Source organism: Gehongia tenuis, assembly GCF_014384795.1.
GTDB classification, from domain to species: Bacteria; Bacillota; Clostridia; order Christensenellales; family NSJ-53; genus Gehongia; species Gehongia tenuis.
This window is the reverse complement of the sequence record NZ_JACRSR010000001.1, coordinates 249725-261234: the sequence shown is the minus strand read 5'-3', so window position 1 is coordinate 261234 and position 11510 is coordinate 249725. Positions and strand designations below refer to the sequence as shown.

The window sequence follows — 11510 nt, the reverse complement described above, 5'->3', positions numbered from 1 at the left end:
GCCCCAAAAGGTTCAGTTTTTGCAGTGGATGTCGATGGCTTTGGCAAAGAATTCGGCAAAGCCCGGGCCGTGGCCCTCGAGGTTCGCCCTGAAGCGGGGATCGGCGGTGTAGAGCTCCCCAAGGCCTGCCAAAATCTCCTTCGTGCAGGGATAGAAGTTCTCGGTGATGAAGTCCTGCCACGCGGAGACCGCCCCCTGCGCCGCCGGCGAATCCGGCCCCCCGTCCATGGCAGCGGCCGCCCGGCCGAAGATCGCCTTCATGCCCGCCTCGATCCTGGCCCAGTCCGCCTTGCCGTAGCTTTTTGCTTTTTCCTCGCTGATCCGGTAGGCCTCGGTGTGCCCGTACTTTTCGCGGACCTCCGCGGCGTAGGCGTCCCGGGCCTCCTTCATTTCGCTCCCGTCAAAGGCTGTAAAATCCATGGTCCTTTCTCCTTTCAGCGCCCGCTCGGTCAGCCGGATCAGTCCCTCCAGCCGCTTTTTCTCCAGCCGGAGCAGCTGCCGCTGCCGCAGGAGCGCCTCCTTTTCGTCGAAGGCGGGATCGTCCAGGATGGCCCGAATCCCGGCAAGGGAAAAGCCCAGCTCCCGGAAGAAGAGAATCTGCTGCAGCCGCCGGAGCTCCTCCTCGCCGTAGAGGCGGTAGCCCGCTTCGCTTCTTGCCGCGGGCCGAAGCAGCCCGATCTCATCGTAGTGGCGGAGCGTCCTCACGCTCACCCCCGAAAGCCGGGCCGCCTCCTTCACCGTCATCATGGTCCATCCCCCCTTCACTCCTATCCTAGCCCCTCACGCCCCGTCATAGTCAAGGGTTTTTTATGCCCGTTTCCTTTTCAGCGTCAGCGCCGCGCCAAGACCCAGAAAGGCCGGCGCGGGGATCACCCAGCGGGCCGCGGGGCCATCCGGAGGTACGCGCCTTCAGATTTCTTACCCTTGCGAAACCCTTTTTCGTGACGTATACTGAACCTATCCAAATGAAGCATCAAGGAGCCGTCATGATCAAAAAGAAGTTCTCCCTTCTCTATGGGATCACGCTGGGGCTTGTCCTTTTTCTTGCGGCGGTGCTGATTGCCGTGGGCGTTGCCATGCCCCACTACGGCGTCCCCCTCGCGGACAGGCAGTCGAAGGAGCTCACCCTGGGCTGGACCTTTACGGACCTGGCCAGCGGCGAGCGCCGGGAGGTTTCCCTGCCCATGAACCTCGAGGACAACGGCGTGGGCTTCTCCCTCACCCGCACCCTGGAGCGGTACGGCACGGAGGACGGCTGCATTCTGGTCCAAAGCCATCATATGTATGTGCAGATCTATCTGAACGGGGAACTGGTCTGCGCTTCCCGGGAGGACGGCTGGCGGCCCTCCAAAACCCCGGGCAACATCGACTACATCGTGCGCCTGCCAGAGGATTTTGAGGGCGGCGAGCTTCGGATCGACTTCCAGCCCCTCCTCGGGGACGCCATCCTCTACACCATGCTGGCTCCGGTGGCGGGCTCCCGTTCGGCGCTCCTTTACCACCTGGTGGCCCCCGAGCTGCCCACCATCCTGTTCGTTGCGGTGCTGGGGCTGCTGGGCGCCGTCCTTTTCATCATCTGTCTCGTCGGCGGGCGGCACTTCCGCACCGGCCGCCATCTGTTCTACATGAGCGTTTTCACCCTGCTGTGCGCGCTGTACTGCCTGTGCGAGACGGAGTTCTCCCGGCTCATCATCGAGAACAGCTACGTGATCAATCTGGCGGACTTTCTGGCCCTCGCCCTCCTCCCCCTGCCCATCCTGGCCATGCTGCTGCCCAGCCTGACGCCCGGGCTGAAACGGATTACCCGCTGGCTCATCGGTCTGGTGGCCGCCAACTTCCTCGTGCAGACTCTGCTCAACTTCCTGGGCGTGGATCTTCGGCTCATGGTCAGCTTCACCCACGTCGTGATCGCCCTTTGCATCGCCCTCGTTATCCATGTGCTCATCGCCACCCGCAGGGACCGCCAGGGGGAGGCCCACCGCTTCCTCATCACCTTCGTGCCCATGGTGGCGGGCGCGGTCATCGACATGGTCCTGTTCTATACGCCCCTTATCGTGCCCAACAACTTCTTCACCGGGCTGGGTCTTCTGGCCTTCCTCATTCTGCAGCTCCGCCAGCTGGGCCGCCGCTATCTCGTGCTCTACAAACAGTCCATCCGCTCCGCCATGTACGCGCAGATGGCCTATACCGACGCCCTGACCAACATCGGCAACCGGGCCGCCTACCAGCGCCACCTGAACGGCCTGGAAATCCGCCTTAAGGACCATTCCCAGATCTGGTGCCTGGTGGCGGATCTCAACAACCTCAAGCTCACCAATGACACCTACGGCCACAGCGCCGGCGACGTGGTCATTCAGGATACCGCCTTTCTGCTCTCCCAGGCCTTCGGGGAGAAGGGGTCGGTCTACCGCACCGGCGGCGACGAGTTCTCCGCCCTGGCGGTGGACATCACCGAGGCCGAGCTTCTCGCCATTCTTGACGCCCTCCGCGGGGCCATCGGCCGCTACAATGCCAACCACCGCTTTTCCATCTCCCTGGCCACGGGCTACGCCCACTACCGGCCCGGCGAGGACGCCACCCTGGAAAAGATGGAGATTCGGGCGGACGACCGCATGTACGCCGACAAGCGAAAGACCAAGGGGGGCTGAAAATGTTTCAACAGGACTACATCCTGCGCCAGATCGAGATGCTCACCGCCGCCATCGCCCGCATCGTCTTTCACCGGGACACCGTGACCTATGAACAGCCCGAAGGAGAGGTGCTGACCGAGGGCGGAGGCCTCCGCGGGGACCTTATCGTCATGATCGGCCAGGGCCGCCTGGGCGAGGCGGAGGACCTGCTCTTTCAGCATCTCCGCCCCGGCGGAAGGGAAGAGCTTCTCATCGCCGTGGACTTCTATGAGCGGGTGGCCCGCCTCACCGACGAGGAACTGGCCCGCGGCCATTTCTCCCGGGAGGAGATCCTCCAGGGCCTCACCGACGCCGCCGGCGTCTTCGGCGTTCATCTGTGAAAATTCTAAGAAATCCCTTACATTTTTCATCCCGCCCTATTGACTTTGACCTCCCCTTTTGATACCCTGATCTAGGAACAAACGTTCTTCGGGAGGTCGCTATGAAACGGTTTAAACGGACGGAATCCCTGGATGCCATGGCCAAGAAGGGCTACATCCAGTACCTGGCGCTGCCCATTTTCTTTGAGCAGTTCCTGCAGCTTCTGGTGGGCAACATCGACCAGCTGATGATCAGCTCCTATTCGGCGGAGGCCGTCGCGGCGGTGGGCAACTCCAACCAGATCTCATCGCTGGTGATCATCACCTTCAGCTTTCTTTGCACGGCGGCGACGGTGCTCATCTCCCAATACCGGGGCTACGGGGACGCGAAGAAGGAGCATCAGATGTACGCGCTCTCCTTCAGCCTCAACCTCGCCATCGGCATCGTGGTCAGTTCCGCCCTGCTCTTTTTGAACGAACCCATCTTCCGGGCCATGAACCTGCCGGAGGAATCCATGGCGTCGGCCCACAGCTACATGTCCATTGTGGGCGGCACCATGTTCGTGCAGATGCTGTTTCTCACCTTCGCGGCCTTCCTTCGCAGCAACACCATGATGAAGGAAAGCATGATGATCTCCATCGCCGTGAACCTGCTGAACACGGTGGGCAACCTTCTTTTCATCAACGGCTATCTGGGCATGCCCGCCCTCGGCGCCACCGGCGCGGCCCTCGCCACCATGATCAGCCGCATTCTCGGCCTCGCCGCCATCATCATCGTCTACTGCAAAAAGGTGGGCATCCCCTTTTTGCCCCATCACCTTCGGCCCTTCCCCGGCGTCCAGCTCAAGAAGCTGCTCTCCCTGGCCCTGCCCGGCGCCTGCGAGCCCCTGTCCTATAACCTGGCGCAGGTGGTGATCCTGTCCTTTATCAACGTGTTCGGCCTCGCCGCCGTCAACACCCAGATCTACTGCAACCTGTTCGTGCAGCTGTCCTATATCTATACCCGGGCCCTGTCCCAGGCCTCCCAGGTGGTGGTGGGCCGGCTGATCGGCGCGGGCCGCAAGGAGGACGGGGAGCGGACCATGTCCCATGTCATCAGGACCGCGGTGCTGACCTCCTTCTGCATCACCGTGGCGGTGTTTTTCCTGGCCCGGCCCCTGTTCTCCCTGTTCACGGAGAACCCGGAGATTCTGGCCCTCGGCACCACCATTCTCGGCATCGATATCATCCGCGGCTTCCCCCGCTCCTTCAATCTCATCTTCGTGAACGCCCTGCACACGGCGGGCGACGTGGTGGTCCCGGTGGCCATCGCCATTTGCAGCGGCTGGATCATCTCGGTGGCCGGCGGATATCTGGTGGGCGTGGTGCTGAATATGGGACTCATTGGTATCTGGGTTGCGGTCACCGTGGACGAAACGGTGCGGGCGACCATCATGTACACGAGATGGCGCTCCGGACGCTGGAAAAAGCGCAATCTGGTGGAGGACTAAGTCGCCCAGGCTTTGAACGGTCTGAAAAAAACACCCCGTTTTTCGGGGTGTTTTTTAATGCGATGGATTCGATGGATGGCCTGCGGAAACGTCCGCCTGCGGCATGGGGCAAACCCCCGCGGGCTCGCTCCTGCCGCCCGGGTTCGCTCCCCCCGCCCGGGCTCCTGCCGCGGTCCTTATTTCTCCCCGCACCGGCTGGAAAGCCTGCGGTAGATCAGGATGCCCGCCAGACTCACCGCCGCCGTGACGGCAAAGACCAGAATGGCGAAGGTGTAGTTCTGCATCCCCAGGGCGTTCCCGCCGATGGTGGAGGAGATCACCGACGGGATTCTGGCCACCGAGGAGATCATGAGGAAGGTGGTGAGTTTCATGGGCGTGAGGCCAATGAAATAGGTGATCAGGTCCTTGGGCGTGCCCGGCATGAAAAAAATGATAAAAATTAATAAATTGAGTTTGCGGCTGTCCCTCAGAAACCGTAGGGAGACGATCTTCTCCCGGGATACGAAGGCCTCCACCATGCGGATGCCAAAAAGCTTTGTGAAGCCGTAGATAATGCAGGTGCCGGCGGCCGCGCCGATGAGGCACAGCAGCATGCCGCCCAGCGGTCCATAGCAGTATCCGGCGGCGATCTCGATCACCTCGCCGGGGATCATGGCCACCACCACCTGCAGGGTCATGATGCCCGTCAGGGCCAGCCGGCCCATGAACCCCCGTGCCTCCACCCACTCCCGGAAGGCCGCAGGATCGCTGGCCATTTCGAGCAGGGGTTTGCCCACATAGACGGCCACCACCGCGAACAGCGCTAAAAGTACCGCCAGGGAAACCAGGCTCACCACGCGCCTGCGGATCTTATAGCTTCTTTCATCCTTATCGTCCATTTCCGCCCTCCTTCATGCAAGGGCAGTTTATCCGGCAAATCTCAACTTTTTATCAACTTTTCCAATATATAATTTTTTCGGCTGTTTGGGTCCTCCTCTTGCTCTTTTAAGGTTTTGACGATTTAATATTTTTTGTCGAGTATGAGTCGACATCTTCTGGGAACACTAGCTCTCATAATATCCGTCCGTCTCACTTTGTTGTGATCGAAATGTCTTTATGAAATTTTAGTTTAAAAAATGATTGCTTTAAACATCGTACCAATTTGGAGGTGAAATCTTTGCCCAGCAAGGTTTATGGTTACGTGCGGGTATCCAGCACCGATCAAAATGAGGACCGGCAGATGTTGGCCATGGCCGCTCAGGCCGTACCCCTCCGGAATATCTATGTGGACAAGCAGTCAGGCAGGGATTTCAACCGTCCGGAGTACAAAAGGCTCCTCACGAAGCTCAGGGAAGGGGATCTGCTTTACGTGCTGAGCATCGACCGGCTGGGCCGGAACTACGAGGAGATTCAAAATCAGTGGCGCATCCTCACCCATCAATACAGCATCGACATCTGCGTCATCGATATGCCTCTATTGGATACCCGGAACGGCAAGGATCTGATGGGCACCTTCATCGCCGATCTGGTGCTTCAAATCCTCTCCTTCGTGGCCCAGAGCGAACGGGAAAACATCAAGAAGCGGCAGGCGGAGGGCATCGCCGCCGCCAAAGCACGAGGGGTGAAATTCGGGCGTCCGCCCTGTCCCCTGCCGGATAACTTTTTCGAGGTCCACACCGCGTGGCGGAATAAAAAAATGACACTTCAGCAGGCCGCCGAGGCCTGTGAAATGCCGGTGGGAACCTTCTACGGAAAGGCGGTTCATTACGAAAAAACGCATAACTTTGATGTCATGCGAAAAAATTTATAAAGGTGTACTTTTCAAGTTTTCCCTTATTGCCATTCAAGTATACCATTTCTCCCACGATTTTTCAAATATTTTTTAGCTCCCCTAATCAGGGGGGCTCTTTTTTTTTGCCCTTTTGAAAAGTACACCTTTGCAAAATGACTTTTCGCTTCTGGGAGGTTGTCCCCATGAAATTTGATCCAGATTTTCCACTTCATCTTCTGGACTATCTGGCCCTGCGAATGGGCTGTGAATATCTCTCCGACCTCCGCTTTCTTGAAATCGATAAGCGGATGCAGATGGCAAGAGTGCTTCTTGCCATTCCAGTCGGTGCCGCCGGGCCACTCGAGTGGAACAATACCCTCGTGTATCTGACTGGCGGTCATGGCGAACGGGATCCCGAGGCGGTTAAGGCACAACTCATCGCAAGTCTATCCGAGGAAGGAGGGTAGGGCGTACCGCAGTATCCGAATTTTTTGTGGAGGTATCCAGCATGACAAAGCATAAATTAAGAATCCATTTTCTCCTGCTTGCAGCACTCATGATAGGTTCACTGCTGCCAGCAACATCCTTCGCCTATGAAATTACCAGGGTTCCATTGACCCTCAAAATTTCCAGCTATGGGGCGCCCTTTATGAACGGTTCCACAGGCGCTCATAACGTGAATTCCGTCACGTGGACCCAGTACATTTCTAAAAATGCGGTGGGGAGCCTCAATGCTTCCGGCTCCGCCGAGGCCTACTTTGTCCAGGAGAACGGCGTTTGGTGGCTCTATCTCGATGTTGAAATAGGCAGCTACAAACAAACCTTCCCCAAGGTCTGCAACGCAAAGATTACCAACAAGGATATGAGCGAGGCCGGTGGTAATATCACCTTTGGCCTGTCCTTTCAGCACAGCGGCGGCACCAGCACGTATATCTCGATCAGCGGCGGCCAGGACCTGCCCAAGCCTGAAGTGACATACACGCTCACTTATGACGGGAAGGGCGGAAGTGGGGCGCCGGCACCGCAAAGTCTCACCTCCGCGACTGGTTCGGCCACCTTCACCGTTTCCAGTGTTCAACCCACCCGCGATGGATATACGTTCAAGGGCTGGTCCACCGCTCCCGATGCCACCGATGTCCAATATATGGGGCTCGCCAGCATAACCATCACCAAGAACACAACCTTATATGCGGTGTGGGAAAAGGTGCCGGTTCCTTCCCCCTCGGAGACGACGTCGCCCAGCCCCAGTGAGAGCATAGATCCCAGTTCGTCGCCATCCCCCAGCGGAAGCACTGATCCCAGTTCATCGCCATCCCCCAGCGGAAGCACTGCTCCCAGTCCATCGCCCAGTGAAGGCGCCCCCGGCACACCCACGCCGGAGATGAGTCCCGAGGTGTCGCCCACCCCAGAAGTGACGCCTACGCCCACCCCGATAGTGACGCCTTCCTCGGAGGCAACCCCCGTTCCCACCGCAACTCCTGTCGTCAATACGCCTCAAACGGGACACGATGGCAACGGTTTTGCCCTGATTGCTGCAGTGGTACTGCTCGCTGCGGCGGCCGCAGTCGTGATCGTCCGCCGCAGAAAAATCCACAAATCCAACTGATCGCCACCTCAACCCCATTCTAAAAAGCGCCCCCCTCCCGCGGACAGGAGGGGGGCGCTTTGCTTTCTTCAATCAGCCTTCAGCGGCTTCCACAGTTTCGGCCGCCGCCGGTTCCCGCATGGCGCTGGGATAGCTCAGCAGCGCCTTCTTGCGCCACTTGCCGAAGCGGAAGGCGAAGATGGTGATCACCGCGCCCAGAACCCAGGATACCATCATGGAGATGAACAGGCTGTCCGGGGAGCCCTGGGGCTGGGTCTCGGAGCGGGTCAGGTAGGCCAGGCCGTAGGCCAGGGGGACCCGGATGACCACGGTGGTGATGAGGGAAATCCACATGGGGGTCATGGTATCGCCGGCGCCGCGCATGACGCCGGAGAGGATCTGGGTGATGGCCATGGCCACATAACCCACCGCCAGAATGCGCATCATGTGCACGCCCAGGGAGACGACCTCGGCCGTATCGGTAAACATGCGCATGAGGCCCTCGCCAAAGACCAGAATGAGCACCACCAGCACGGCGGACACGCCGAGTCCCATCTTCATGGCGGAACGGGTGCCCTCATGGACCCGGTCCAGCTGTCCGGCACCCACGTTCTGGCCGGAATAGGTGGTCATGGCGTTGCCGAAGGTGAAGTTGGGCATGACCGCGAAGCCGTCCACCCGCATGACCACCGTGTTCATGGCGATGACCAGGGTGCCGAAGCTGTTGGTCAAAGACTGCACGATGATGGCGGCCATGGAAAAGATGGCCTGGGTGAGCCCGGCCGGAAGGCCAAGCTTGATGACCTTGCCGGAGAGGATCTTGGTGGGCCGGAGGGTGGTCTTGTTGATGGTGACCAGCCGCTTGAGCCGCAGCAGCCGCATCATGCAGAAGATGGCCGAGATGAACTGGGCGATGATGGTGGCCCAGGCTACGCCGGCCACGCCCCAGTTGAAGGCGGCCACGAACAGGATATCCAGCACAATGTTGAGTCCGCAGGCCAGCATGAGAAACACCAGCGGCATGAAGGAATCCCCAAGACCCCGCAGAATGCCCGAGACCATGTTGTAGAAGGCAAAGCCCACGGAGCCCAGAAAGAAGATGGTGAGGTAGGAGCAGGCCATATCATAGATCTCCGGCGGGGTATCGAGAAGACTCATGAGGGGCGGCGTGAGCAGCGGCCCGATGATCATGATGATGCCGGTGGCGATGAGGGTGAGGGTGAGCGTGGTGCCCACGGTATGGGACAGCAGCTCCTTCTCCCGGGCGCCGAAGTACTGGGAGACCAGGATGCCGGCGCCGGTGGCGATGCCCATGAACAGCACCAGCAGCAGGTTGAGCAAGGGCCCGCTGGCGCCCACCGCCGCCAGGGCGTTGTCCCCCACATATTTCCCCACGACGATGGAGTCCACGGTGTTGTAAAGCTGCTGCACAAAGTTGCCGATGAGCAGCGGCACCGAGAACTGGACCAGGTTCAGCCAGGGCTTGCCCTGGGTCATATCGTGGGGCTTAAAAAATTCAATAAACTTTTCCTTCATATTCATACGCATTTCTCCTTTATCTGCCGCGTTCCTCTTCGATGAGGCTCTTCTCCAATTTGAGAAGGAGGCCCCGAAATATCTCCCTATCAGCGGGCCCCAGAACTTCCGCTAGTTTCTCGTTGGTTTCCTCAAAAATGCCGCCCGCCACCGGATGCATGGCGATGCCCTTGTCCGTCAGCTTTAGATTGCGGCTTCTGCCGTCGCTCTCGTCCCGCTCCCGCACCACCAGGCCCTTCGATTCCATGTTCCGAAGGAGGCTGGTCACCGAGGGGTTGGACAGCTGCATAAATTTTTCCAGACTTCTTTGGTTCACCGTTTCCTGCTGACGCCAGAAAAGAAAGTCCAGGACCACGGCCTGGGGCAGCGTGAGACCGATCTGATTGAGCCTTTGGCTGTTCCTTTGACTGATTTGATGATCCAGGCAGTGAATGAGGAAGGATGTGGAGCGATTGGGCATAAAAAATGACTCCTAAAAAATATATAGAACTCTATACATTTATCTTAAGACCATCCTTCCGGCTTGTCAAGAGCTATTTTCTTGGTGGCCACCCGGTCCACGAAGGCGGCGTCATGCTCCACGAAAACGAGGGTGGCCGATGAGTCCAGAAGGAGCTTCTCCAGCTGCATGCGGGAGATCACGTCCACATAGTTCATGGGTTCGTCCCAAAGGTAGAGATGGGCGGGCCGGGCAAGGCTCGCCGCCAGCAGCACCTTCTTTTTCTGGCCGGCGCTCAGGGCCTGCATGGGCAGCTCGAACTGGTCCCGGGAGAAATCCAGCTTGCGCAGGAGGGTCAAAAGGAGGGTGAGGTCCACCCCCTCCGCCCTTGCGTAGTCCCGGAGGCTTCCCGCAAGGAACTCCGCTTCCTGGGGCACGTGGGAGATGACCATTCTGCCCTGCAGGAGCTCGCCCTGGTGGTCCAGCTCCCCGCCCAGAAGCAGTTTCAGCAGGCTGGATTTGCCCGCGCCGTTCCGGCCCAGCAGCGCCACCCGCTCCCCCCGGTTCACCTCGAAGGTCACCGGCTTCATGATGGCCCGGCCGCCGTAGCGCACCGCCAGGTCCCGGGCTTCCGCCAACCGGTTCTTCGGATAGGGCAGCCCCGTGAGCTTCAGGCTCTCCGCCGTCTCCAGGTTTCGCAGCAGGCTCCGCTTCTCGGTGAGCGCCGCCTCCCGCCGCTTTTCAATGGCCTTCGCCCGCTTCATCAGCTTCGCCGCCTTGTGGCCCTCAAAGCCCCGGTCGGGCCTGCCCTCGTCGGTGGCCCGCTTCTGTCCCTCGGCCCGCCCGGACCAGCCCGCCGCCCGGCGGGCCGACGCGGTGAGCTCCCGGATATCCTTTTGCAGCGCCGCCTGACGTTCCAGCTCATACCCGTCCTGACGGCGGCGGTTCTCCGCCCAGGAGGAGAAATTCCCCTTCTGCATCTCGATATCCGCCCGGTTGATGGACAGCACGTGATCCACGCACCCGTCCAAAAAGGTCCGGTCATGGGAGACCAGAATGAACCCGCTCTTGCCCGAAAGGTACCGGCTCACCGCCCGCCGGGCCTCCATGTCCAGGTGGTTGGTGGGCTCATCGATGAGCAGAAAATTTTCCTTCAAAAAGAGGGCCGCCAGCATAAGACGGGTGCGCTCCCCCGGGCTCAGGGTGGCGAGAGGCCGCTCCAGCACCGCATCGGAGAGCTCCAGCTTATCCAGCTCCCGGTAAAGCTGCCACGCCTCCGCCTCCGGGCAGACGGACAGCGCCCCCTCCATGGCCGTTCCCGCTTTTGCAGGCTCGAAGGGGAAATAGTCGAAGTCCACCGGGGAGACGATCTCCCCGCCATACGCATACCGGCCCATCAAAAGCTGCAAAAAGGTGGTCTTGCCCCGGCCGTTGCGGCCGATGAAGCCCAGCTTCCAGCGGGTGTCCAGCCGGAGGGACACATCCTGAAACACCGGCGCGGGGCTGCCTTCGTAGGTAAAATTCAAATGGGATATCTCGATCATGGCCATGGGTCACCGCTCCTTCCCAATACACAAAAAAGCCGCAGAAAAGCAAGACTTTCCTGCGGCCGATGACCCCTAAAAAGAAGAAAACGGCGTTCAAGGACTCACTTTCCTGCCGGGAACAGGGGTATCCCCCTTCCCTTCCTCCATGGGTTTCAGCAAGAAATGTGACGCATC

At 59.6% G+C, this 11510-nt stretch carries 11 protein-coding genes; 6 read left to right on the top strand and 5 right to left on the bottom strand.

Annotated elements, in window-relative coordinates; genetic code table 11:
- Positions 1-12: 12 nt before the first annotated feature.
- Positions 13-747, bottom strand: coding sequence for a MerR family transcriptional regulator (locus H8696_RS01260; RefSeq protein ID WP_249314437.1), 735 nt, complete (start codon positions 745-747; stop codon positions 13-15).
- Positions 748-986: 239 nt separating this feature from the next.
- Here H8696_RS01260 and H8696_RS01255 point away from each other — a divergent pair, with 239 nt between their 5' ends.
- The 3 genes from H8696_RS01255 (at position 987) to H8696_RS01245 (ending at position 4479) form a co-directional block, all read left to right on the top strand.
- Positions 987-2648: a sensor domain-containing diguanylate cyclase gene (locus H8696_RS01255; protein WP_249314434.1), complete on the top strand. Its 1662-nt coding sequence runs from the start codon at positions 987-989 to the stop codon at positions 2646-2648.
- A 2-nt stretch (positions 2649-2650) separates the two neighbouring features.
- On the top strand, positions 2651-3010 hold the full coding sequence (locus H8696_RS01250; RefSeq protein ID WP_249314432.1) for a DUF6483 family protein: 360 nt from the start codon (positions 2651-2653) through the stop codon (positions 3008-3010).
- Positions 3011-3111: 101 nt separating this feature from the next.
- A complete protein-coding gene (locus H8696_RS01245; protein WP_249314430.1) occupies positions 3112-4479 on the top strand; it encodes an MATE family efflux transporter in 1368 nt (455 codons plus the stop codon).
- A 176-nt stretch (positions 4480-4655) separates the two neighbouring features.
- Here H8696_RS01245 and H8696_RS01240 read toward each other — a convergent pair whose 3' ends face one another.
- Entirely contained in the window at positions 4656-5357 is a 702-nt protein-coding gene (locus H8696_RS01240) for a TVP38/TMEM64 family protein (protein WP_249314428.1), read from the bottom strand.
- Between the two features lie 341 nt (positions 5358-5698).
- Here H8696_RS01240 and H8696_RS01235 point away from each other — a divergent pair, with 341 nt between their 5' ends.
- The 3 genes from H8696_RS01235 to H8696_RS01225 all read left to right on the top strand — a co-directional run bounded on the left by H8696_RS01235 (position 5699) and on the right by H8696_RS01225 (position 7835).
- Positions 5699-6268 carry a recombinase family protein gene (locus tag H8696_RS01235; protein ID WP_249315955.1) on the top strand — a complete coding sequence of 190 codons (570 nt, stop codon included), beginning with the start codon at positions 5699-5701 and terminating at the stop codon, positions 6266-6268.
- A 164-nt stretch (positions 6269-6432) separates the two neighbouring features.
- Positions 6433-6696: a hypothetical protein gene (locus H8696_RS01230; RefSeq protein ID WP_249314426.1), complete on the top strand. Its 264-nt coding sequence runs from the start codon at positions 6433-6435 to the stop codon at positions 6694-6696.
- Between the two features lie 41 nt (positions 6697-6737).
- Positions 6738-7835 carry an InlB B-repeat-containing protein gene (locus tag H8696_RS01225; protein WP_249314424.1) on the top strand — a complete coding sequence of 366 codons (1098 nt, stop codon included), beginning with the start codon at positions 6738-6740 and terminating at the stop codon, positions 7833-7835.
- A 72-nt stretch (positions 7836-7907) separates the two neighbouring features.
- Here H8696_RS01225 and H8696_RS01220 read toward each other — a convergent pair whose 3' ends face one another.
- Genes H8696_RS01220 through abc-f form a run of 3 tightly spaced genes read right to left on the bottom strand, consistent with a single transcriptional unit; the run spans position 7908 to position 11339 of the window.
- Positions 7908-9356 (bottom strand): MATE family efflux transporter, encoded by a 1449-nt coding sequence (locus H8696_RS01220; RefSeq protein WP_330605268.1) that lies wholly within the window; start codon positions 9354-9356, stop codon positions 7908-7910.
- Positions 9357-9369: 13 nt separating this feature from the next.
- Positions 9370-9810: a MarR family winged helix-turn-helix transcriptional regulator gene (locus tag H8696_RS01215; RefSeq protein ID WP_249314423.1), complete on the bottom strand. Its 441-nt coding sequence runs from the start codon at positions 9808-9810 to the stop codon at positions 9370-9372.
- Between the two features lie 44 nt (positions 9811-9854).
- On the bottom strand, positions 9855-11339 hold the full coding sequence (abc-f, locus tag H8696_RS01210) for a ribosomal protection-like ABC-F family protein (RefSeq protein WP_249314421.1): 1485 nt from the start codon (positions 11337-11339) through the stop codon (positions 9855-9857).
- Positions 11340-11510 lie beyond the last annotated feature (171 nt).

Excerpts from the sequence above, each read along its gene's own strand:
- abc-f (WP_249314421.1), bottom strand. The coding sequence starts at position 11,339 with ATGGCCATGATCGAGATATCCCATTTGAATTTTACCTACGAAGGCAGC.
- H8696_RS01245 (WP_249314430.1), top strand. The coding sequence starts at position 3,112 with ATGAAACGGTTTAAACGGACGGAATCCCTGGATGCCATGGCCAAGAAG.
- H8696_RS01260 (WP_249314437.1), bottom strand. The coding sequence starts at position 747 with ATGATGACGGTGAAGGAGGCGGCCCGGCTTTCGGGGGTGAGCGTGAGG.
- H8696_RS01255 (WP_249314434.1), top strand. The coding sequence starts at position 987 with ATGATCAAAAAGAAGTTCTCCCTTCTCTATGGGATCACGCTGGGGCTT.
- H8696_RS01215 (WP_249314423.1), bottom strand. The coding sequence starts at position 9,810 with ATGCCCAATCGCTCCACATCCTTCCTCATTCACTGCCTGGATCATCAA.
- H8696_RS01235 (WP_249315955.1), top strand. The coding sequence starts at position 5,699 with ATGTTGGCCATGGCCGCTCAGGCCGTACCCCTCCGGAATATCTATGTG.
- H8696_RS01240 (WP_249314428.1), bottom strand. The coding sequence starts at position 5,357 with ATGGACGATAAGGATGAAAGAAGCTATAAGATCCGCAGGCGCGTGGTG.
- H8696_RS01250 (WP_249314432.1), top strand. The coding sequence starts at position 2,651 with ATGTTTCAACAGGACTACATCCTGCGCCAGATCGAGATGCTCACCGCC.
- H8696_RS01220 (WP_330605268.1), bottom strand. The coding sequence starts at position 9,356 with ATGAATATGAAGGAAAAGTTTATTGAATTTTTTAAGCCCCACGATATG.
- H8696_RS01230 (WP_249314426.1), top strand. The coding sequence starts at position 6,433 with ATGAAATTTGATCCAGATTTTCCACTTCATCTTCTGGACTATCTGGCC.
- H8696_RS01225 (WP_249314424.1), top strand. The coding sequence starts at position 6,738 with ATGACAAAGCATAAATTAAGAATCCATTTTCTCCTGCTTGCAGCACTC.